We start from the raw sequence: 21,867 nt of genomic DNA on the forward strand, positions 1-21,867 counted from the left end.
GATACCGCCGACCCAGGAGCGAAAAGCACTGATTTGCGTTTCCCTCACATCATCACCTGCCCTTTACCCTGCGATGACACTGAACTGACGAATCTCGGCATCCACCGAGCACCTCACTACACTGCAAGGGTCAACGTCGAACTCGAACAGGAGCAGGAGAAAAGCAGGTGGGGCAGCATCGCGGCGAATCGGGCGCCAGAGGTATCAGCAAGGGGCCTTTGATCGCGCTCGGTCTGGTCGCCGTGATCGTCCTGGGTGTAGTTTTCTGGTTCCAACTGCGAGACCGGATTGCCGACCAGGGAATGGCTGCCGCCGGCGCATGTGTCGAAGGTGATTCCGTGCTCGCGATCGCCGCTGATCCCGACATTGCACCCCAGATCCAGACGCTTGCCGACCGCTACACCGCTACGGAGCCGGTGATCCGCGACCAATGTGTGACGGTGATGGTCACGTCCGTCGCCTCCGACACGGTCCGCGACGCCCTGTCTGCAGGCGCGGACAGCCCCTGGGACACAGAGTTGCTGGGTCCTGCCCCGGCACTGTGGATTCCGTCAAGTTCGCATTCGGTGAGTCAGATTCCGGTAGACGGGTTGGTCAACGGCGAGGCACGCCCCCTGGCGACAAGCCCGGTGGTTCTCGCGGTGGGGCCGGACTTCGAAGGTGCTCTCACGGACGCGGCCGTCGACTGGGGGGATCTGCCGTCGCTGCAGATGGGCCGCGATTCCGTCCCGCCCCTCGGCATGGCACTCCCCGAAGGACCGGGCGCGGAGAGCACGGAGATGGCGGTCGAGTCGATTGCCGCCACGGTCACGGGCAGCGCGTCCGGCCCGGTGACGGAGGAGCAGGCGCGCTCCACACCGGTCATGTCTGCACTGAGCGGACTGGTGCTCGGCTACGAGGCCGTTCCTGGCACGAAGCCGGCGACAACACGGGACGCGCTCGCCGCACTGGCCGCGCAGGGCGACCCGACCACCGCGGGAATCCACGCGGTCGCGGCCACCGAGCAGCAGGTCTACCAGACGCTGCGCGAGACGCCCGGGACCGACCTCACCGCGTACGTGCCGAAGGGTCCGACACCCGTGGCAGATCACCCGGCGGCCATCCTGGCCGGTCAAGCCGTCGACGAGACGCAGAGTCGCGCCGCGGCACAATTCGCGGAGTTCGTCCGTCAACCCGAGCAGGCGCGGGTTCTGGCCGACGCCGGATTTAGGGTCGATGGACTGGACCATCCCGGCGACACCGCGCTGACCTTCCCTGGTTTCGAATCCGCCCTGGTTCCGGCGGATGCCGCTGCCGCGACCGAATTGATGCAGGTGGTTCAGAATCCGATCACCGAACGCTCCTCGACGGTCTTGCTCGATGTGTCCAGTTCAATGGGTGACGTCGATGGATCGGCGACGCGTCTGGAGAACACCACCGCGGCTCTGGCCGCCCGGCTCGATCAATCCCCCGACACGTTGAACCTCGGGCTGTGGGAGTACAGCACGAACCTCAACGAGTCCCGGCCCTACAATATCCTCGTTGCCACCGGACCTGTTTCCGCAGGCGGATACATCGAGGGCACCCGAAGAGAAGCCCTCAACAACCGATTGGCGAGAGTGGAATCCGCCACCGGTTCCGCGACTTACGTTTCGCTCGAAGCCGTCTACAAGAGCGCGGTCGACCGGTACACGCCGGACCGCATCAATTCGGTCCTGCTCATCACCGACAGCGGCAATGACGACAATTCCGTCACCAGTGCGGATCTGCTCGCGTCGATTGCCGAGACCTTCACACCGTCTGCGCCCGTACGCGTCGACGTCGTGTCGATCGGCCAGAACCCAGACCTCGACACACTGCAGGCGGTGGCCGATCGCACCGGTGGCTCACTCGAGCAGGTCGCGTCCTCGGACGGCCCTGAGTTGCCGACCGCACTCGACAAGCTCATGTCGTGACGACACTGCTGGCTTTCGCTGTCTTCCTGGCGCTCATGACGTGGTGGCTGCATCGCCGACTCGTCCGGGCCACTCGGCTGCCCCGCCCGTGGTCGGTCATCGTCGACGTCATTCTCGTAGTTCTGTGGGCTCTCGCCGCCATCGGCGTCGGGAGCGGCGACGCCTTCGACCCGGCATGGGCGCGCGCCCCGGGCTACCTGGGTTGGGTGTGGCTCGGCGTAGGGTTCTACCTGGCACTAGGGCTTCTTCTGGTGGCACTGGTGTCGCCGGGCGCGCGGCTCGTGAGGCGCCTGCGCCACGCCGACAGTGACGAACGAGTCGATCTGTCCCGTCGTCGAACTCTGCGCCTCGCCACCGCTTTCGTAGTGGTAGGTGCCGTCGGCGCCACTGGTTACGGGGTGTCGGAGGCCGCCCGCCCACGGATCGTGCGGGTACGGGTGCCGCTGCGACGCCTCCCAGTCGAGTTCGACGGTGTGCGCGTGGCCCTTGTTTCGGACCTCCACGTCGGGCCGACGCGCGGAGTCGAGTTCACCCGCCGGGTCGTCGACCTGGTGAACTCTGAGAACCCGGATGTCGTCGCCATCGTGGGTGATCTGGTGGATGGGACAGTCGCCAAGGTCTCGCCCGACCTGGCGCCACTCGCAAACCTCGAGGCCCCGCTGGGGGTGTTCGGTGTCAGCGGCAATCACGAGTTCTACGCCGACGACGGTGGCCGGTGGCTGGATGTGTGGGACAGTCTCGGAATCCGCACCCTACGCAACGAGCACACGACCCTCACCCGTGTAGGCGCGATCATCGACATCGCGGGAGTCCACGACTACTCGACCCCGGCCCCCTACGAACCCGATCTTCCCGCCGCTCTTGCCGGACACGATCCATCGACGTTCGTCATGCTGCTCGCCCACGAACCGCGCCAGGCAGTGGAAGCCTCCGACCTCGGCGTCGACCTGCAATTGTCTGGCCACACGCACGGTGGTCAGATGTGGCCCGTGGGCTATCTGGTTCCGTTGCAGCAGCCCTCGGTGTCGGGTCTCGACCGGATCGGCGACACCGTCCTGTACACCACGCGCGGCGTCGGCGCGTGGGGTCCGCCTGTACGGGTGGGGGCCCCACCGGAGATTACGATCCTCGAATTGGTCCGCGAGGCCTGACCTTCGGCGGGGCCCATCGCTGTCAGGCTCCTTCGAACGCCGAGATCGGCGGGCAGGAGCACACCAGATTGCGGTCGCCGTGTGCGCCGTCAATACGCCGCACCGCCGGCCACACCTTCGGCCTGGACTTGCCGCGGGGGAACACCGCCGTCTCGCGGGTGTACGGGTGGTTCCACTCGGCTGCGAGGCAACCGGCTGTATGCGGGGCGCCGCGCAGCGGGTTGTCTTCCACCGGCCACTCCCCCGAGCCCACGCGGTCGATCTCTGCGCGGATCGCGATCATCGCTTCGCAGAACGCGTCGATCTCTTCGAGGTTCTCGCTTTCGGTGGGTTCCACCATCAGTGTGCCCGCCACCGGGAAGCTCATCGTCGGTGCGTGGAACCCGTAATCGGCGAGGCGTTTCGCGACATCGTCGACGGTCACACCAGTGTCCTTGGTGATCTGACGGAGGTCGAGAATGCACTCGTGCGCCACCATTCCGCCATCGCCGGTGTAGAGGACGGGAAAATACTCGTCCAGGCGCCGTGCGATGTAGTTGGCGGAGGCGATGGCAGTCAGGCTGGCCCGGCGCAGGCCCACGGCACCCATCATGCGGATATACGCCCAGGTGATGGGCAGGATCGACGCGCTTCCGTAGGGGGCTGCGGAAATGGGTCCCGCGGTGCCTAGTTCGGGGGCGAAGGGGTGGCCGGGCAGGAACGGTGTGAGGTGCGACCGAACACCGATCGGACCGACACCGGGGCCGCCACCGCCGTGCGGGATGCAGAAGGTCTTGTGCAGGTTGAGATGGCTCACGTCTCCGCCGAACCGGCCGGGACGGGCGAGTCCGACGAGAGCGTTGAGGTTGGCACCGTCGACGTAGACCTGCCCGCCTGCATCGTGGACGGCGGCGCAGATGTCCGCGATCTCGTGCTCGTACACCCCGTGCGTCGACGGGTAGGTGATCATGATCGCCGCCAGGCGCTCGGCATGGTCTGCGATCTTCGCCCGCAGATCCGCGACGTCCACATCCCCGTTGGGGCGGCACGCGACGACCTCGACGCGCATGCCGGCCATCACCGCGGATGCGGCGTTGGTGCCGTGAGCACTCGACGGGATGAGGCAGGTGTCGCGATGGTCGTCGTCGCGGCTCAGGTGGTAGTTGCGGATTGCGAGCAGGCCGGCGTATTCCCCCTGGCTCCCGGCGTTCGGTTGCAGACTGACGGCGTCGTAGCCGGTGACTGCCACAAGCCAGTGTTCGAGGTCCTTGATGATACGGAGGATTCCTGGGGTGTCCGCGGTGGGCGCAAACGGGTGCAATCCGGCGAACGCCGGCCAAGTGATCGCCTCCATTTCCGCGGTGGCGTTGAGTTTCATCGTGCACGAGCCGAGTGGAATCATGCTGCGGTCGAGCGCGATGTCCTTGTCGGACAGTGCCCGCAGATAACGCAGCATCGCGGTCTCGGTCCGATAGCGGGTGAACGCTTCGTGCTGAAGGTAGTTGGAGCCGCGGAGTTGCGCGTCGGGAACCGAGGTGCCGGACTCCGAGATACCAGACTCCGAGGTGCCAGACTGCGAGAGCACGGCACCTTCGCCACCGAACGCAGCCAGCACATTCTCGGTGTCGACCTCAGTGGTGGCCTCGTCGCACGAGATCCCAACGTGATCGGCGTCGACGTACCGCAGGTTGATGCCGGACTCCTTCGCCCGGGCCACAACGTCTGCTGCGTGGCCTTGGACAAGCACGAGAACTGTGTCGAAGAACTGCTCATGAACCACGGTGGCACCCGCGTTCCGCAGGGCGGCCGCGAGAGAATGTGCCGTGTTTGCAACGCGCACAGCGATGGCCTTCAGCCCCTCGGCACCGTGGTAACTGGCGTACATAGCCGCGAGGATCGCGAGCAGTACCTGCGCAGTGCAGATGTTGGAAGTCGCCTTCTCACGGCGAATGTGCTGCTCACGGGTCTGGAGGGCCAGGCGGTAGGCCCTGTCACCGTCCGCGTCGACCGAGACTCCCACCAACCGTCCCGGCAACTGACGGGCGTGTTTGGCATGGACCGCCAGGTAGCCGGCATGCGGGCCGCCGAAGCCCATCGGAACACCGAAGCGCTGAGTGGTGCCGAAGCAGACGTCCGCACCGATCTCGCCGGGGGGCGTGACGAGTGTCAGGGCCAGCAGGTCGGCTCCGACAGCGACGAGGGCGCCGCGCTCGTGGGCCGCAGCGATCGTGCCGGTGTAGTCGACGATGCGACCGGATGCACCCGGTAGTTGTCCGAGTACACCGAAAAAGTCACCCTCGGGCAGTCCGTCGGACAGGTCGGCCACCACGACCTCGATGCCGAGCGGCTCCGCTCGCGTCTCGATCACCGCGAGGGTCTGTGGGAAGACGTCTGCGTCCACCACGAACCGCGGGGACTTGCTCCTGCTTGCGCGTCGCAGCAACGTCATCGCCTCGGCGGCGGCGGTCGCCTCGTCGAGCATGGAGGAGTTTGCGACCTCCATGCCGGTGAGGTCGCCGACCATCGTCTGGAAGTTGAGCAGGGCCTCGAGGCGGCCCTGACTGATCTCGGGCTGGTACGGCGTATAGGCCGTGTACCAGGCCGGGTTCTCGATGATGTTCCGGATCAAGACCGGCGGGGTCAGGGTGTCGTAGTAACCGAGTCCGATCATTGACGTTGCCACCGTGTTCTGTGCGGCGAGCGCAGACAGTTCGGCCAGCGCCTCGTGTTCGGACACCGGCGTTGGCAATGCGTCGAGACCGTCGGCGATACCATCCGAGACCCCGTCCAGAATGATGGCGGGAACGGCCTTCGACGCAAGATCGTCGAGCGAATCGGCTCCGATCAGTTCGAGAATATGCCCGAGTTCCGCAGCGTTCGGGCCCACATGACGATCTGCGAATGTACGACTTCCAGCGTCGATCACGACAACTCCCAGGCTGTTCAGAGGATCAGGACACGCACCGCCTAGCGATACGTTCCTCCCCCTCTGTCGCATGCTCGGGTCGAGCGCCTGAGAGATTCGGTGCCGTCGTTCGTGGTGAAGACGGCCCTTTCCCCGTCGGCGGGTGGGTACTCCCACCGCTTTCCAGAGGCGTCGGAGCCCGCACGGTCCTGTCTGCCTGAGAGATTGACGGGGAGGTGTTGCTCCTTCGGCGCCCGGACTCCCCCACACACTGTTCGCTGTGTATGCGGTGCCCGGAACTCTCCCGCACGGCGTCGACGCAGCGTCAGTCTATGCCACGACCGCTGATGCCGGTTGCGCGCGGCTCATGCTGCTGGGGATGTGTCGTCTAGCCCGTCTTGCGACTCGCGCGGTTCTTCCGCCGCGACGCCAACTCGTCCTCGGGACTCTGCTCGTTCTCGCCGCCGTCAGCGCGCTCTGCCGGAAAATCGGCGATGGTACCGGTCAGTTCGCGCATCGCACCGCTCACTGCGATACCGAACACGCCCTGTCCTCCTTGAAGAAGGTCGACAACCTCTTCCGGGGAGGTGCACTCGTAGACGGTGGTCCCATCCGAGAAGAGCGTGATCTTGGCGAGGTCCCGCACGCCACGCTTGCGAAGATGATCGACTGCCACACGAATGTTCTGTAAGGAAATTCCGGTGTTGAGCAGTCGCTTGACGATCTTGAGGACGAGGATGTCCTTGAACGAATACAGCCGTTGGCTGCCGGAACCCGCCGCGCCACGAATGGACGGCACCACCAGCGACGTGCGAGCCCAGTAATCAAGTTGGCGATAGGTGATTCCCGCGATCTGGCAGGCGATGGGGACGCGATATCCGACGAGGTCGTCAGGTACGGAATCGTCCGGAAAGAGACCCGGCTGGATCTCTTCGGAGCTGAATTGCGGCTCGGCAACAATGTCGCCGGGCGCAAGATTCAGCGCATTCTCCTGCGGCCGATCTCCCACTGACTACTCCCTCTCGCACATTGCACTGAACCCGACGATCAGCGCATCTCTGACGCGTATCGCCAGTGTCCGTGGCGCATACGCCACAGTCACCAGGCGCGAGCGCCACCAGTGACATCGAGCAAGTCCGTACCCTGAACCTACTCAGCGTACGCCCGACACAATCTGCACGGCAGAAAATCACTACACAGAACGCTATGACTCCGGCTAGCCGGGGTCAACGCAACGCGCCGAGGGAACCTCAACCGTTACTCCTCGCCCGAGATTCTCCCTCAAGGTCGGCCTAGCCGTCCGTGGCCTTGAAGTCGTCCGGCGACACTGACTCGAGGAATTCTTTGAACTTCTCGACCTCGTCCTCGCGCTCGTCCGGCATGACCAGACCAGCCTCAGTGAGCACTGCTTCGTCGGCGAAGATCGGAACTCCGATCCGGAGTGCGATGGCGATGGAATCCGAGGGCCGAGCCGAGACACGGATGTTCTCGTCGAACACGAGGTCGGCGTAGAACGTGCCCTCGCGGAGGTCGACGATGCGGACTTCCTTGAGGGTACGTCCGAAGGCTTCGATCAGGTTCTTGATCAGGTCGTGGGTGAGCGGACGTGCCGGCTCGACTCCCTGCCGTTCGAGGGCGATCGCCGTGGCCTCGGTTTGGCCGATCCAAATGGGCAGATACCGTTCGCCATCGGATTCGCGCAACAACAGGACGGGTTGATTTTGGGGCTGCTCGACACGAACGCCGATCACGTGCATTTCGCTCATCGCGTCTGCCTCCACCCTGCAATCATCCGTACGCGGCACACCATGCCATATCAGGATTCTATTCGATTCCAGCCCACGCTTCGACCGTACAGCCGCTCGAGCACAGCACTGTTCGGAAATACCGATATGGGATGGTCTCCGAACTCACGTCAGCGGTCGAGCGCACCCCGAACTGCGGACTTCACCAGACAGGTGTGCAATGTCAGAGACAGCGCGGCCAACTCACGCACCATCTCCTCGGCCCGGTCGCGTGCTCCCTCGTCACGGCCTTTCGCCACGGGGCCAGCGATCTGCGCAACCAATCCGGCCTCGCGGTCGGCTGCGAGCTTGAACGCCCTCAGGTGCCGCACCTCCAGCCCGAACTCGGACATCGCCCTCGCCGTCCGCACGAGCGTCACGGCGTCCTCGTCGAAGAAGCCCGCAGGCCCCGGCACGACCAGGCCCCCACGCGTCAATTCGCCGAGGAACTTCTCGTCGATCCCGGCGCGCGAGATGAGGTCGGCTCGAGTGATCCGAACCTCACGGTCGGTGAGGAACTCCTCGGGCGATACCTCCCCCGGGGCCACGGCGAGGGATCGCGGACGGCGCGGCGAAGAATCGCCGGCGCCGACCGTGGCCGCACCAATGTCGATGGCTTCGAGCTGTTCCTTGATGACCTTCAGCGGCAGATATTGATCTCGCTGCGCCGTGAGCACATAGCGCAGCCGTTCGCAGTCCGCGATCGAGAAACGCCGATACCCCGAGGGGGTGCGTTGCGGACTGACGAGACCCTCGGCTTCGAGGAATCGGATCTTCGAGATCGTTACATCAGGAAACTCGGAACGCAGCCGATCCAGCACGGAGCCGATCGACATTCCCGATTGCGCCTGCTGCCGCGCCGCTGTCACTGGCTACCCGCACCAGCTGACGTCTCACCGATCTGCGAACCACCGGCGGTAGCCCGAGGCCCGGTCAGGAAGACCAGTCGGAACTTTCCGATTTGAACCTCGTCACCGTTGGCCAGCACGGCCGAATCGACCGGCTCTCGGTTGACGTACGTGCCGTTGAGGCTTCCGACGTCGACCACCTGAAACTCGTCGTCCTCCTGACGGAACTCCGCATGACGACGGCTGACCGTCACGTCGTCGAGGAAGATGTCGCTGTCTGGATGCCGTCCGGCCGACGTCGTCGGCTGGTCGAGCAAAAAACGCGACCCCGCATTCGGTCCGCGCTTGACAACGAGCAGAGCAGAGCCTGCCGGCAGTCCCTCCACACCCGACACCGGAGCCTCCGGAGCCTGGCTCGTCGAGGAGTTGTCGAGCTCATTGAGAAAGTCCGCGCGGAAGACCGACGTCGTTTCCGCCGGCGTCTCCCCAAATACCGCGTCGTTGCCGTTCTCGCTCACCGTTTCTCCTCCTAGTTCGATCATCCAGCAAGATTCGCCGGACTACGCAATGCCACTGGGTACTTCATAATTCGATTCTTGTGCACAGCCACTTCTGTGCACACTGCCACGACCACACTCAAACTAAGGACCTGCGCCCCGACCCGGCACATGCGTTCACTTCGACCGTACCCTGCACACGCCCGTGCGTGTAGCGGGACGGGCCGCCCGAACGCTACCAACCGGTATTCCGACAGCACCTTCTCCGGCAGTCGAGTTTGCGGGCTGTCGATGCCTTCCGAATCTGTCCGAAAACCGATCCGCCCATCCGCCGTAGACTATCCGGCCGCGATATCTGCGTAGCTGACGGCGTCCAGCATCTCCGCCAGGGCCGAGTCGAGGGTTGCCTCGTCTTCGACTTCGAGGTCGACCAGCCATCCTTGCGCATAGGGCGAGGAGTTCACGAATTCCGGATTGTCATCCAGATCAACATTGGCCGCAACAACTTTCGCGGTCAGTGGTGAGAAAATGTCAGACACGCTCTTGGTGGATTCCACCTCGCCCAAAGCATCGCCTGCCGTCACCTCCTCGGCGATCGCCGGAAGCTGCACGAACACGACGTCGCCGAGTTGGGACTGTGCGAAATCGGTGATGCCGACTCGCACCGTATTCGGGCCCGTCCGCTCGACCCACTCATGTTCGGGGGTGTAACGACGATCACCGGGAATTTCGAGCTCACTCACTGAGGCTTCCTTTCGATGGCAATCCGCGAGCGGATGCGCAGATCAATTTTCTGACCGAGCGTATTGGTGTGGTTTCGCCTCCCGCAAGGCGGAGATCATGACCTGCTGTGATTGTTCGATCTTCAGCTGTCCACTGCGACGCGCGACGGTGTCGACCACGCCGCCCGGAATGTTGAGGGCCGCCGCCAGAGTCGGCGGGTCGCCAATGGCGACCACTCCGTAGGGGGCGTTCACCTTCCGGCCGTCGATCGAGATGTCACCGGCCGATCCCGACACCCACGAGTCCACGCCGATGCGGATCGGTGGGCTCCCCGCGCCTTGAATCTGGATGGCCTCGACTCCTGCCGCACGCAGTTCCTGCACAAGGTCGAGGAGCACCTCGGAGCCGACCCCCTTGTGGGGGTCGGTAATACTCATCGTCACGCCGGGCCCGGTGGCCGACGCGCTGCCGACTTGAATCGACAGTGCCGTCAACCTCGCCTCCGCCTCATCGAGCGCGGCCTCCGAATCCCCACTGTGTTGCAACGTTGTCAAGGTTTGCTCGAGCGAGGCAATCTCCTGTCGCAGAACCGCCTCGCGCTGATTCAGCGTGTCCAAAACGACCAGAAGATCCGCGGGACTCGCCGTATCGAGGCTGTCTCCAGACTCGGTGCTTTTTACCTGCGTCACGATTGCGACTCCCAACGCGACGATCAGGATCGCAGCAAGCAACGCAAAGACGACGTGCGAGCGGTTCGACGATGTGTGTTGGTTTCCGTGAAGTTCGTGTCTGCCCTCATGTCCGCTCACTGTCCGATCACGCCCCGAACAGGCGACGCCGCAGCGCCGCCGCGTTGCCGAAGATACGGATGCCGAGAACCACCACGATCGCAGTCGACAGTTGGGTTCCGACGCCTAGTTGATCGCCGAGCCACACAATGAGCGCCGCCACCAGTACGTTGAACGCGAAAGAGACGACGAATACTTTCGAGTCGAAGATCTCGTCCAGATATGCTCGTAACCCACCGAACACGGCGTCAAGCGCGGCAACCACGGCGATCGGCAGGTAAGGCTGCACCGCGTCCGGCACCTGTGGGCTGAAGACCACCCCCAGCGCGATTCCCACCACTAACGCGACCGCCCCATAGATCGCGGGACCGGCCTTCACCAAAGTCTTCATTCGTGCATTCCCTCCATCCAACCGCACCGTGTCATGGTGTTTCCGCGGGCTGGGCTGCCCTCAATTCGCGCACGGGCGCGCCGGGCAGATGGAGATCGTCGGCCTCTTTCACAGAGAAACCGATACCGTACAACTGCGCCACGCCTGACATCCGCAGATACGCATCGCTGACCACGAAACCGGTCTGTAGGGGGCCCGGCGGACCTATCGCCGACACCATGTAGGGCGAAAACACCGGCTGATTGTCCACCAACATCGCACCACCCGCCTGCCTGATCGTCACCGCGGGTCCGATCCGCACGTCCCCGACCGCGATGGCCTCGGCGCCGCTCGCCCAAAGCGAATTGACCACGGCCTGGAGGTCGCGATCGAGTACTACAGCCTTCCCACCGACGCTCCGCTGAGACGAATCGGAGAGGTTGGGTCGAGCTGGAGGATCTGCAAGCGTCACGGTCAACCCCGGACCGTGGACGGCCTCGACGGCGGCATCACCCTCGAGTCCGCGAAGCCGGTCGAGCAGCGCCGCTCCTCGGGTGTCGCCTTCCAGCGCCGCGTCGCGAGAATCGTCGACCCGCAACGTCAACCCGTCGCGAGTACCCGCGAGGGCGCCGGCACTGTCCTCGACCTGGTGTACCTTCCGCAGAATCTCCGTCTGCACCTGCTCTGTCGCGGGAAGTCGTTCGACGGCCTGCCGATACGCCACCGACAGCACCAGGCCGACCAGCAACGCGCCAATTCCGATCCACAACTGTCGACCGACCCGCGACGGACGAGAATGGCCTTGCTCCCTGTCCTTTGCGGCCGCCTCGTACCCAGGGTCCAGATGATCATTCATCAGAGATTTGAGCAGGGACGGCACAGGATTTCTACGGACGCCGGAGTCCGTCGGTTTCATCAGCGGGCCTCTCGTTCATTGCCCGCTGAGCCGCGCGCCGGAACCGTTCGCACCACACTGACGGCGTTCATCGCGTAGAGCAAGCCGGTCCAGACATACAACACCGTGCCCCAGATGAGGAGTGCCGAGCCGAGCGGCCACGCCACGGTCGCGATGCTCCAGTCGCCGTGCGCGGCGAGGATCATCGGCAGGGCGAACATGAGAAGGAACGTCGCACCCTTGCCGAGGTACATCACCTCAGGGGGTGGTAGACCGCGTCGGCGGTATACGACGAGGGTGAGAGCCAGAACGGCGTCGCGGCCGATCAGGATCGCTGCCACCCACCACGGAATGAATCCACGCACGACGAAGGCCACAAGCGTCGTGACGACGTAGAGGCGATCGACGAAGGGGTCGAGCAGAGCACCCAATTTCGACGACTGGTCGAGTACCCGCGCCAACTTGCCGTCCAGCCAGTCGGTGAATCCACTGATGATCAGGATCGCGAGCGCCCAGCCATCGGAGTGGGTCACCAGCAGCAGGTAGACAAACAGCGGGACGCCGAGCAGTCGAACCACGCTCAGGAAGTTCGGAACGGTCATGATCCGACCCGACAGCGCAGTGCCCCCGTCCACCGAACTCACCAAAACCTCCCCAGCTTCGATTGCCGAATCCGTCCGCGGACGATCGTCGCACCGCTGTCGCCACTCTTCCACAGCGGATAGTGCGCCAGTCGATCACGCAGGCCCGCTCACTCCGCATCGCCGGGCGGGGTCGATGACTCTCAGCGCGGGATCGGGACGCGCGCGATGGAATCCGCGGTCAAACTTCCCAGGTAAAGCCACCCGTCGTGCTCACGGACGCCGGTGACCGGCGAATAGCTGCCCTTGCCACCCCGGAGGCTATGCACGATCTCGCCGTTCGCGTCGAGCGCAATCACCCAGCCGGCGTGTTCGGGCTCGGGTTGAACGGCGTCCGGCAGGTTCGCGGCCACGATCCGCAACGTCGGGTAGGGCGCGATCATGTCCAGCAACCTCATCCGCGGGCTGTAGAGCGCGACCCAGAACAGCCCGTCCGGTGTCTGGGACGTCATGTTGTCGGGGATACCGGGGAGATTCCCGGCCCACACCGAACGATGACCTTGGGACGGCCCGGTGAGGTCGACGCGGGAAATCTGGTATGAGCCGGTCTCCGCGACGAGGACGAAGGACTCGTCCGAGGCCAGTCCGACACCGTTGGCGAATTGGAGCCCCTCGGCAAGGAGATCGGTCTCTCCCGTGCGCGGGTCGAGGCGGAGCAGGCGGCCGGTCCCCTGGTGTTCGAGGAGGTCGTAGCGGTGGTCGGCAATCGTGAAGCGGGCCGAGGAGTCGGTGAAGTACACGACGCCGTCTCGGCCCACAGCCGAGTTGTTACACGCCACGACAGGATGTCCCGCAGCTGATTCCGCCAGCACGTCGACGCGACCGGTCTCGTCGACCCTCAGCACCCCGCGCTCGGCGTCGCAAACCAGAAACCTTCCGTCGTCGAGCACCTCCACGCCGAGGGGCCTCCCGCCGGTATCGGCGAGTTTGGTCGCCCTGCCCTGATGGTCGAACCGCCAAATCCGTCCGTCGTTGCCGCCTGTGATCACCCGGCCGTCGTGGTCAACGGCGACATCTTCGGGGCCCTCGCCGGACGGGAGCGCCCACCGATGCGCCTCGTCGAGTGCCCCGTTTGGCGCGAGTACCCCGGTGAGCGGTGGCGCCGTGGGTGCATGCCAGGCAGCGGGATCGACGCCGGTGCGGTCGAGCTTGCGGGCCAGAGACCCGAAGATGTTCATGAGCTGTGAGTTTAGTCGCACAGCTCAGCCGAATGTGACTTTGCCAGTGCCACGGCTAACGCCACGCGAAGACCGGTTGATCGAAACGGTCGATCCGCGTGTGCCTACCGTGCATCGCGACCTCCCGGAACTGATAGACAACCGCACCGGTCGGCGCATGCACGAGATGCCGACGAAAAGGCCACTGGATCACCGGTTTCGACGACTCGGGGATCTCCACGAAACGCGGCTCCACGTCGATCTCGGACACCGTCACGGCGAAGACCTCCGTGACCTCGTCACGGTTGGGCACCAACGCGGTGATCGGCGCGTCCGCCCACACGACGTAGGGCGTGATGACATAACCCGACCGGGTGACGTAGTCGTCGAGCCGGCCCAGCACCGCCGAGGGCGGCACGTCGAGTCCGAGCTCCTCATGCAACTCTCGACGGGCCGCGTCTTCTCCGGTCTCGCCCGGATCGACGGCGCCGCCCGGCAGCGCGAACTGTCCTGGATGGGCGCGCATCCGGCTCGACCGCATCGTCAGGGGCACGGCCTGCCCACCCGACCCGTCGGGCATCACCGCGATTACAACCGAGGCGGAACGCCGGTTCGATGCGTCCGCGATGTGCGGATCGAGCCGCGCGAGGGAGTCGGTGAGGTGGTCTCTGTCGAGTTCGTGCCCAGTCACCATCACCCGACAGTAACGCCCGATCGGCGCGAACCCCCACACTTCGACGCCTGGGTTTGCCGCGGACGTCGACCGGACAGACCGACCGGTCCGCTCGCACTTCCGCAGACCGAGGGCGCCGTGCTTAACTGAATGGAAGCTCACCGCGTCATCTGAAGGGCTGGACGGCCATGACGAAAGCGCAGCAGGTCAGACATCTCTTTCTCGTGTCGATTCTCGCCGCGCTGGCCGTGTGCCTAGTGAGCACGACGGCATCGGCTGCGACCCCGAACACCACCGCGAAGATCCTCGCGCCGTCCTTCCTCCCCGCCAACGGCCAGGTCGTCGGCATCGCCCATCCGGTCGTCATCCGATTTCCCGCGCCGGTCCGTGATCGCGCACTCGCCGAACGCGGGGTCGCAATCAGGCCTTCGCAACCCACGACCGGGCAATTTTCCTGGATCGACGACCGGTCGGTACATTGGGCTCCCGATCATTTCTGGCCCGCAAACACACGCGTGACCGTCGCGGCGGTGGGTGTCCGATCGCAATTCCAGGTGGGTGATGCGCGGGTCGCCGTGGCCAATAGGACGACGCACCAGTTCACGGTCAGCATCAACGACCAAGTCGTGAGGACAATGCCGGCATCGATGGGCAAACCCGGGTACGAGACATCTGTCGGCACGTTCCCAGTCATCGAGCAATTCCGCGACATGATCATGGACTCGTCAACGTATGGCGTCCCCATCGACTCGGCAGAGGGCTACCGGCTATACGTCGAGTACGCGACCCGCATCACTTGGGGCGGGATCTTCGTGCATGCCGCGCCGTGGTCGGTCGACTCGCAGGGCTTTGAGAACGTCAGCCACGGCTGTATCAACCTCAGCACCGAGAACGCGCGGTGGTTCTACGAGAATTTCAAGATCGGCGACCCAGTCATCGTCAGGGGATGATCTGGCCGCGAACACAAACCGTTGTTGCAGTACTAGACCCAGACGGGATGTCAGATGGTGAAGGCCATGTTCGACAAGACCCGTCGGCCAAGCTCATCGTCACCGCGGATGGTGATCTGATCCCGGTGATCGACGGCTCGGGTACGACCGCCGCACAACCGGGTGAAGACAGTGGAGGGTAGCCGCCGACCACGTGTCCCAACCCGCCGTCCTCGCAAATGCCAGGCCCCGAGGGCTCGAGAAGTTCCGCGAGGGCGTATTCGGCCGCCGGGCCGGTCTCATTGCCGGCGATTCCGACGGCATCCCGAATGTCTTGTTCATGGAACCAGCAGTCGAAGAGGCGCACGCGCATGAACCGACCGTAGGAGACTGGCCCGCTCAAGGTCTCGGTGGGCGTGTCGAATTCCAACTGCGTCATCGCCTTGAGAACGCTTGCTCGATGCGCCGTAATCTCCCGATACATCTCGAGGATCTGTGGCGAGGTAGACCCGCGATATGCCTCGACCCAACGCTCGACGTACAACCCAACCGGGTTACGCACGTGCTCGAGCTGTGTTAAACCGTCCACGGAGACTGGAGGGACGATCCCGCTGAGCATCTGCTCGATGCCCGCGAGATGGGAGACAATGTCATGTACTCGCCATCCCGGTAGCGGGGTCGCTGACGCCCACTGGGTGTCCGTGAGCTCTGTCAGCAAGGTACCGATAGCCTGCCATTGTTCGACTAGCGCCGCGGTCAGCGGTTCTTTCGCTATCACCTTCGATGCTCCTGCGCCGTTCACCCCAGCCAGCGTACATCTCGACCGTCCTCATGGATCTGCGAGCGGGAACCGTCCACTCAACACCGTGTTGTCGGCCGAGAAACGGGGTTCTACGCTACCTGAAGCGCCCCTAGATTCTCTGCGGCTCCTATTCGGGATGCACCCTCGGGTGTGAGGCAGCAATAGTGGGCGGTCTCGTACTCACCCGCACCACCAGTCGAGGCCCAGATCGCGACCAACGCAGGGTGTTCGGCGAGTCTGAGCGACGCCCATTGCGATTCGGTAAATGTAACCCTTTCTGCTAATCCATGTTTCGGCGTTGCCGGGTATTCGGTGGGATGGCCTGTCTTCCGAAGTTGAGGAGGTACCAGCCTCACGTACGGTATCGCTGCACGCATCCGATGTCGGTTCGGGCTTGACATCAGGCATTGGAATCTGCGAGGCGACGAACGAGCGGATGGGTCGAGCAGCGTATCGATCCACCGTCCTCGGTGTGGTTCCCAAACGGGATTGCATGCACCGTGATTCCCCGGGCTTCGAGTTCACCTCTCACCATCGAACCTTCCTCGTCGTCGTTACATCCGAGGATGTAGTGGTCAGGGTCGGAGGATGTAGTTGTCCGGGTCGATTGGCAATCCGTTGCACGCCAGCAGCTGCGACTGCCGGGTTGTCACCTCGATCAAGTCCCACCCGGTCAGCGTCGGCGGGAGACCGTCGATTCGTCGGTCAACGGTATCTCGGGTCACCGCCCCCGATCTGCGGAAACGCAGGATTCAGACAAGGGCGGTGAGCGGCCTGTCATTCCTCGTGGGCGTCCAAGTCGCGCTCGAATGCCGCACCTCGAGTGCGGAATACAGACATCACAAACCGATCGCCTCAGCGAGCGCAATGTGTGGGCTCCATAGATCGTCGAAACACAGGGGTCGTCGAAACACTGACAATGTTCGACGCACTATAGTGCAATGCCGAAACCGTTCTTGGTGGCGGCGCAGCGTCCTGGGTTCGACAGGGCAGAATCGACCGTATGAAGGTAGAGATTTTGTATTTCGACGGGTGCCCGAACTGGCAGCAGGCGGGTGACCGCGTCCGTGCAGCGTCGGTTGCAGCGGGATTGCCCGATGTCGAGATCGGGTACCGGCGGATCGGAACCGACGCCGAGGCCGCAGCCTCGCCGTTCGCTGGATCGCCCACGATTCTCCTCGACGGCACCGATGCCTTCGACGACGCGATGCCTGTGTCCGACTTCGCGTGCCGCGTATACCCGACCGAGGCCGGCCTAGCGGGGCTGCCGACCATCGAGCAACTGGCCGAGGCGCTCCGGGGCAGAAGCTAGGCGGCGCGAGAGTGGAACGCTGGCCCGGCGCTCGGCAGGGCGACCCGTCCGAGCGCCTTGCGGGACTTCGCGGAACCACGCAGTTCAGTAAGTGCCCGTCACCATCCGTCAAGAACTAGGTCAATTGATCCGTCCGGACCTTCACGCGGGCCTCGCGGGCCTCTTCCCGCTTGCTCATGAACTGAGCGACAAATCAACGAGAACGTGCCGCCCCACACAGTCGCAACAACCAAACCTGCCGTGGACCGACATGCGACCACGGAGTCTGCGCGAGGCGATGGCGGCGGACGCGAGTTAAACCGCATGTGGCCGTGAGGGTCCGGCGGATTCTGCGTCGAGATCAGAATCCGGTTGTTAACCTCCGATGGGCTGATGGTCGGATCCGACCACCGGTTGTGCAACTGCACGGTTGATCCGTTTTGTTTCTCTGAGACAGGAGAAAAATGTGAATCACCCCACTGGTTTTCACGGTCATCCCACGGTCAGGGGACGCGCCCGACGTCTAGTGCTCGGGTTGACAACCATTTTCGTGATGGTGCTGGGTGCGGCCGGTATGGGGGCGGCGACCGCGGCAGCGGATACCGTCACCGTCGGGAACGCCCCGTTCGGGGTGGCGGTCACCCCGGACGGGTCCTTCGCCTACGTCACCAACAATGTCGGCAATTCGGTGTCGGTGATCGATACCGACACGGTCGTGGGCGCGCCCATCCCGGTCGGGACCAACCCGCTCGGGGTGGCGATCACCCCGGACGGAACCCGCACCTACGTCACCAACACTGGCGACAACACGGTGTCGGTGATCGACACCGGCACCAACACCGTGATCGAGACCGTCCCGGTCGGAATCGGCCCGTCCGGGGTGGCGATCACCCCGGACGGAACCCGCACCTACGTCACCAACACTGGCGACGGTACGGTGTCGGTGATCGGCATCGACCAGTGCACCGGATCGCTGTGCATCGACTTCGGCTCGTTGACCGGCAGCGGCTCGGGCGCGGGCAGCACCGGCAGCTGACACCCGCACCGTAGAGACGAAGGATGCCGCCACCCAGACCGTGTGGGTGGCGGCATCATCCGGTTTGTCGACGGGAGTCGGCGGTAGAACAAGGCGCCATGAACGCCGAGACCGGGTGGCATCGCGAGTTCGAGCTATCGGTGCCTATGGCCGCGAATGGTATCGGCCCAAGCCGTGGTTGATGGAGCACATCGAGAAGTTCGCCCAGAGCGGTAGCCACCCCCGGTGGGATGAGCGGGGATGGCGGCGGAAAGAGACGCGGCCGAAAGCGAAACCTGAACCGCGATACTGACAGTGAGATCTGCTGGAGTCGGTTCTGCGCCACACGTGTCCCTCGGACCGTGTGGCTCAGTCGTCTCACCGGCAACCCTGTTCGGTGCCGCCGGTGAGACCCCCCATCCAGGGGCGCGCCTGGATTCCCGATGCAACCCCGCCAGCTTGCCGCCGACGCACCCTCAGGGGAGCGTCCGCCGCGAGCGCGACACATCGGTAACAACGCGCATTGACTTCCACCGCGCCCAACCCGGAGGAGACGCCGATGCCCGCACCAACTCATACCCAGGCAGGCGGCTACACCCTCACCCCCGAAGCACTCCGCGATGCCGGACTCCTCGGCGTCAGCATCGAAGACGTCAGGCACGCTCTGCTCACACCCACCAAATCTGTGTGCCAACCGCGGGCCGACGGGCGATGCCTCACACGCGGCACCGACACCCAAGGCCACGGACTAGCGGGAGGGGCCCGCGCGGGGTGACGATCACCCCGGACGGCGCCCGCGCCTACATCACCAACTATTCCGCCAACTCCGTGTCGGTGATCGACACCGCCACCAACACGGTCACCGCCACGATCCCGGCCGGCGACCTACCGGTCGGGGTGGCCATCACCCCGGACGGGTCCCGCGCCTACATCACCAACTTGGGGTACGACTCGGTGTCGGTGATCGGGATCGACACCAACACCGTCATCGAGACCGTCCCGGTTGGCGACGCACCGGTCAGGGTGGCGATCACCCCGGACGGCGCCCGCGCCTACATCACCAACTTGGCGGACGACTCGGTGTCGGTGATCGGGATCGACACGCCGCCCGCCCCTTGGGGAAGCTTCGCCGGAAGCTGACGAGATCCCGTTCACGCTGGGCGGCTGATCCAAAGCTAGTTACCACGATGCTGTGGCGCACCAAACCATGAGTCCCGCTCTGACGCACGACAACGCCCCCATTCCTCTTCCGTGGGAAATGGGGGCGTTTCGTCGTCCGGTGGTGCGTCAGCCCGCGACGGCCCGGGTGCGGAGTCGACGCACCGTCGCCTCAGATTTCCCGATGCGCTCGCCGATGACGTAGTTGGACAGGCCCTCGCCAGCCAGCTCGGTGACGCGACGTCGCAGTGCTTCACGATCCTTCGGCGCAGGCTTTGCTGGTGTCGTGGTGCGCTTCGGTGTCGCGTCACCGAGTGATGCGACGGCGTGCAGACGGGGGTGCGTCACCTCTCCTGCCTCGGGTGACGCATGCGTCGTGTCGCGCGGCGCGTCATCCCTCGCACGCGCTTCGTTGCGTTGGGTGCTTACCGGCTGGCGCGTCACGTCACCCTTCACGGGCGTTGCGTCGCGTCGGGCAGGTGTCGTGGCCGACGTGTCATCCTCGACTGCGACACCCTTCGGTGACGCGCCCGGTGCGACAGTCTTGGGTGACGCGACGGTCTTAGGTGACGCGACGGGGGCCGGCGCGACGCTCTCGACCGACGCGTCATCGTCCACGCCCTGCGAAGCCTCGGCTGCGAGTTCGCGTTGCAGCTTCACCGCGAGGTGAGGGATGGCGAGTAGAAACAGCGGCGGCACCACCGACACCGCGGCGGAAGCGAGAGGCGGCAACGCCCCCACAGGCGGCTGCTCACCCGGAAGCAAGGCAGTCGCAACAGCCGCAATGACCGAGACCCCGGTGCCGGCCAGGAGGAGACACCAGGCATACCCACGTGAGCGCATCCGCATCACACCAACCGTGGCCGCGACCGCGAGACCGTCCACGATCAGCGGCCAAAGCAACGCCATGACTGGGCTGTAGCCGCCACGGCCGCAAGCTCGGTCAACTTCGAGTAGGAGAGCACGAACGCCAAAGCGGCGAGCGCGTAGGTCAGGCCGACCATCACGACAGCATCGAAACCGAGGCGGGACACCGGGGCGCTCATGCTGCGACCCACTGCCGGGCGACGTTCGGGCGGCAGGTGGGGCAGGGGGTTTCGTCGGCGAGCCAGCCGTTATCGCACTGGTGCGCGGTCGGTGAGCCTTCCTCGGCCTCACGCTCGGCGGCCCGGGCGGCAGTGGCATCGGCCAGGGCGACCTCGGCGAGATGCTGCGAGAAGCCGGACGCGAGCCACCAGCCGAACGCTTTGTCCCAGTCGCTGCGCTTCGACCGGATGTGCTTGGCCCGGAATGCCTCGATAGCGGCCCCGAGGTCGATGCCGCGCTGATCCGCGACGACCCTGTTCTGCGGGCTAGGCTCCCACGACCGCGCCAGCGGTTCGGGGGTGGCCGTTGCCTCGACTGTGGATGAATCGACGAGAAGAGATCTTTCTCGTGGTGCAAATTTTGCACCGGGTTCAGATGACTGCTCACACCCGGATTCGACGTTATCCACAGGTTGCGCCAGATGTTCCGGGATCGTCACCGAATACACGTTCTGCTGTTGGTACGCACCGAACCGGCCGATCCACCCAGTCGCCTCGAGGGCCTTGAGAGCGTCAACGAGTGCGCGTCTGCTGACCCACGCGGCCTTGCATAGCTCGTCGTAGCTCATCGGCTCGGTCATCGAGGTCTCGGGATCGGCGAGGCCGAAGAGGGTCCAGGCGACGTGTGCGGCACCGTGGGTGAGCGTGTCTCGGTCCTGGTGCCCGTGGGCGGTGAAGACCGCACGCCACTGCGCGCTCATCGGGTCACCGCCGCGCTGCCAAAGGTGTCCCACTCGTGGGCATCGAAGAACAGGTTCGCTTCGAGTTGCTGCCGGATCAAGCCGCAGACAGCGACGATCGGATCGGCATCGAAAGTGATGGTGTCGAGGTATTCAATAGCGTCCTCGAAACGCTGGCCCATCGGGTGTGGGCGGGTGGGCATACACGTATGCTGATGCACGTTCGACTCCTTGTTAAGTCGGACCACGCCCCGGGCCTGTTAGTAGCAGGTGCCGGGGTCTCTTTGTTTAGTTGACGAATGTCACCGTACACCGTCAGTCGAGTGATGCGGCGCTCCACGCCGAAATCCTGCTGTCCCTGTACTGCCTGATAGCTGTCCCTCAGTCACGATTACCTGCGGTTATCCTCGGCTATCTGAGACGACCACAAACGCAAGAAAGCCCTGGTAGAAAGTATCTCTACCAGGGCTTTCCTTGGTCGGGCTGACAGGATTTGAACCTGCGACCACTTGACCCCCAGTCAAGTGCGCTACCAAGCTGCGCCACAGCCCGTCCACACCCT

General features: G+C 64.5%; 24 protein-coding genes, 1 tRNA gene and 1 riboswitch. Of the genes, 7 read left to right on the forward strand and 18 right to left on the reverse strand.

Going from position 1 to position 21,867, the window contains the following annotated elements:
* The first annotated feature begins 167 nt into the window (after nucleotides 1-167).
* Both RM2_RS13620 and RM2_RS13625 read left to right on the forward strand, forming a co-directional pair.
* Nucleotides 168-1,934 (forward strand): substrate-binding domain-containing protein, encoded by a 1,767-nt coding sequence (locus RM2_RS13620; protein ID WP_072690049.1) that lies wholly within the window; start codon nucleotides 168-170, stop codon nucleotides 1,932-1,934.
* A complete protein-coding gene (locus RM2_RS13625) occupies nucleotides 1,931-3,085 on the forward strand; it encodes a metallophosphoesterase (RefSeq protein ID WP_072690051.1) in 1,155 nt (384 codons plus the stop codon). Before RM2_RS13620 ends, RM2_RS13625 begins: the two co-directional genes overlap by 4 nt.
* Nucleotides 3,086-3,107: 22 nt before the next feature.
* Here RM2_RS13625 and gcvP read toward each other — a convergent pair whose 3' ends face one another.
* From gcvP to RM2_RS13685, 12 genes are all read right to left on the reverse strand, one after another.
* Nucleotides 3,108-5,990 carry an aminomethyl-transferring glycine dehydrogenase gene (gene gcvP, locus RM2_RS13630; RefSeq protein WP_072690053.1) on the reverse strand — a complete coding sequence of 961 codons (2,883 nt, stop codon included), beginning with the start codon at nucleotides 5,988-5,990 and terminating at the stop codon, nucleotides 3,108-3,110.
* A gap of 173 nt (nucleotides 5,991-6,163) precedes the next feature.
* Nucleotides 6,164-6,286, reverse strand: a riboswitch (glycine riboswitch).
* Nucleotides 6,287-6,357: 71 nt separating this feature from the next.
* Nucleotides 6,358-6,978, reverse strand: coding sequence for a MerR family transcriptional regulator (locus RM2_RS13635; RefSeq protein WP_072690055.1), 621 nt, complete (start codon nucleotides 6,976-6,978; stop codon nucleotides 6,358-6,360).
* Between the two features lie 283 nt (nucleotides 6,979-7,261).
* Complete coding sequence (locus RM2_RS13640; protein ID WP_072690122.1) at nucleotides 7,262-7,735, reverse strand: bifunctional nuclease family protein; 474 nt, start codon at nucleotides 7,733-7,735, stop codon at nucleotides 7,262-7,264.
* Nucleotides 7,736-7,884: 149 nt separating this feature from the next.
* Complete coding sequence (gene ftsR / locus RM2_RS13645) at nucleotides 7,885-8,622, reverse strand: transcriptional regulator FtsR (RefSeq protein WP_072690058.1); 738 nt, start codon at nucleotides 8,620-8,622, stop codon at nucleotides 7,885-7,887.
* Nucleotides 8,619-9,119, reverse strand: coding sequence for an oxoglutarate dehydrogenase inhibitor Odhl (gene odhI / locus RM2_RS13650; RefSeq protein WP_072690060.1), 501 nt, complete (start codon nucleotides 9,117-9,119; stop codon nucleotides 8,619-8,621). Before odhI ends, ftsR begins: the two co-directional genes overlap by 4 nt.
* A 317-nt stretch (nucleotides 9,120-9,436) precedes the next feature.
* Entirely contained in the window at nucleotides 9,437-9,841 is a 405-nt protein-coding gene (gene gcvH, locus RM2_RS13655) for a glycine cleavage system protein GcvH (protein WP_072690062.1), read from the reverse strand.
* A 42-nt stretch (nucleotides 9,842-9,883) separates the two neighbouring features.
* On the reverse strand, nucleotides 9,884-10,630 hold the full coding sequence (locus RM2_RS13660) for a DUF881 domain-containing protein (protein ID WP_072690064.1): 747 nt from the start codon (nucleotides 10,628-10,630) through the stop codon (nucleotides 9,884-9,886).
* Between the two features lie 7 nt (nucleotides 10,631-10,637).
* Nucleotides 10,638-11,000, reverse strand: coding sequence for a small basic family protein (locus RM2_RS13665; protein WP_072690066.1), 363 nt, complete (start codon nucleotides 10,998-11,000; stop codon nucleotides 10,638-10,640).
* Between the two features lie 31 nt (nucleotides 11,001-11,031).
* Entirely contained in the window at nucleotides 11,032-11,895 is an 864-nt protein-coding gene (locus RM2_RS13670) for a DUF881 domain-containing protein (protein ID WP_072690068.1), read from the reverse strand.
* Nucleotides 11,895-12,518, reverse strand: a complete 624-nt coding sequence (locus tag RM2_RS13675) for a CDP-alcohol phosphatidyltransferase family protein (protein ID WP_072690124.1) — start codon at nucleotides 12,516-12,518, stop codon at nucleotides 11,895-11,897. The genes RM2_RS13670 and RM2_RS13675 overlap by 1 nt, the downstream gene beginning before the upstream one ends.
* A gap of 140 nt (nucleotides 12,519-12,658) precedes the next feature.
* Nucleotides 12,659-13,693 (reverse strand): SMP-30/gluconolactonase/LRE family protein, encoded by a 1,035-nt coding sequence (locus tag RM2_RS13680; protein WP_072690070.1) that lies wholly within the window; start codon nucleotides 13,691-13,693, stop codon nucleotides 12,659-12,661.
* A gap of 55 nt (nucleotides 13,694-13,748) precedes the next feature.
* Entirely contained in the window at nucleotides 13,749-14,366 is a 618-nt protein-coding gene (locus RM2_RS13685) for an NUDIX hydrolase (RefSeq protein ID WP_072690072.1), read from the reverse strand.
* A 167-nt stretch (nucleotides 14,367-14,533) separates the two neighbouring features.
* Here RM2_RS13685 and RM2_RS13690 point away from each other — a divergent pair, with 167 nt between their 5' ends.
* Nucleotides 14,534-15,295 (forward strand): L,D-transpeptidase, encoded by a 762-nt coding sequence (locus RM2_RS13690; RefSeq protein WP_072690074.1) that lies wholly within the window; start codon nucleotides 14,534-14,536, stop codon nucleotides 15,293-15,295.
* On the opposite strand, the gene RM2_RS13695 is transcribed toward RM2_RS13690, so the two are convergent.
* Nucleotides 15,285-16,076: a maleylpyruvate isomerase family mycothiol-dependent enzyme gene (locus tag RM2_RS13695; RefSeq protein WP_169846729.1), complete on the reverse strand. Its 792-nt coding sequence runs from the start codon at nucleotides 16,074-16,076 to the stop codon at nucleotides 15,285-15,287. The two genes, RM2_RS13690 and RM2_RS13695, sit on opposite strands and share 11 nt — an antisense overlap.
* A 1,003-nt stretch (nucleotides 16,077-17,079) precedes the next feature.
* Here RM2_RS13695 and RM2_RS13700 point away from each other — a divergent pair.
* The 4 genes from RM2_RS13700 to RM2_RS13710 all read left to right on the forward strand — a co-directional run bounded on the left by RM2_RS13700 (nucleotide 17,080) and on the right by RM2_RS13710 (nucleotide 19,522).
* Nucleotides 17,080-17,388, forward strand: coding sequence for an alkylmercury lyase (locus RM2_RS13700; RefSeq protein ID WP_072690076.1), 309 nt, complete (start codon nucleotides 17,080-17,082; stop codon nucleotides 17,386-17,388).
* A 445-nt stretch (nucleotides 17,389-17,833) separates the two neighbouring features.
* A complete protein-coding gene (locus RM2_RS13705; RefSeq protein ID WP_245813926.1) occupies nucleotides 17,834-18,403 on the forward strand; it encodes a YncE family protein in 570 nt (189 codons plus the stop codon).
* Nucleotides 18,404-18,941: 538 nt separating this feature from the next.
* The gene (locus tag RM2_RS23950) at nucleotides 18,942-19,157 is read left to right on the forward strand and encodes a hypothetical protein (protein WP_139277767.1); all 216 of its coding nucleotides are present in this window, start codon (nucleotides 18,942-18,944) and stop codon (nucleotides 19,155-19,157) included.
* Nucleotides 19,154-19,522: a YncE family protein gene (locus RM2_RS13710; RefSeq protein ID WP_245813927.1), complete on the forward strand. Its 369-nt coding sequence runs from the start codon at nucleotides 19,154-19,156 to the stop codon at nucleotides 19,520-19,522. The genes RM2_RS23950 and RM2_RS13710 overlap by 4 nt, the downstream gene beginning before the upstream one ends.
* Before the next feature lie 147 nt (nucleotides 19,523-19,669).
* Here RM2_RS13710 and RM2_RS13715 read toward each other — a convergent pair whose 3' ends face one another.
* The 5 genes from RM2_RS13715 to RM2_RS13730 all read right to left on the reverse strand — a co-directional run bounded on the left by RM2_RS13715 (nucleotide 19,670) and on the right by RM2_RS13730 (nucleotide 21,857).
* Nucleotides 19,670-20,449, reverse strand: coding sequence for a sigma-70 RNA polymerase sigma factor region 4 domain-containing protein (locus RM2_RS13715; protein WP_072690081.1), 780 nt, complete (start codon nucleotides 20,447-20,449; stop codon nucleotides 19,670-19,672).
* Nucleotides 20,428-20,586 carry a hypothetical protein gene (locus RM2_RS24545; protein WP_169846730.1) on the reverse strand — a complete coding sequence of 53 codons (159 nt, stop codon included), beginning with the start codon at nucleotides 20,584-20,586 and terminating at the stop codon, nucleotides 20,428-20,430. The genes RM2_RS13715 and RM2_RS24545 overlap by 22 nt, the downstream gene beginning before the upstream one ends.
* Nucleotides 20,583-21,326, reverse strand: a complete 744-nt coding sequence (locus tag RM2_RS13720) for a hypothetical protein (RefSeq protein ID WP_072690082.1) — start codon at nucleotides 21,324-21,326, stop codon at nucleotides 20,583-20,585. The genes RM2_RS24545 and RM2_RS13720 overlap by 4 nt, the downstream gene beginning before the upstream one ends.
* A complete protein-coding gene (locus tag RM2_RS13725) occupies nucleotides 21,323-21,508 on the reverse strand; it encodes a hypothetical protein (protein ID WP_072690084.1) in 186 nt (61 codons plus the stop codon). Before RM2_RS13725 ends, RM2_RS13720 begins: the two co-directional genes overlap by 4 nt.
* A 272-nt stretch (nucleotides 21,509-21,780) precedes the next feature.
* A tRNA-Pro gene (locus RM2_RS13730) sits at nucleotides 21,781-21,857 on the reverse strand.
* Nucleotides 21,858-21,867: the final 10 nt, after the last annotated feature.

The sequence above is a fragment of the Rhodococcus marinonascens NBRC 14363 genome, from assembly GCF_001894885.1.
Lineage (GTDB): Bacteria > Actinomycetota > Actinomycetes > Mycobacteriales > Mycobacteriaceae > Rhodococcus_F > Rhodococcus_F marinonascens.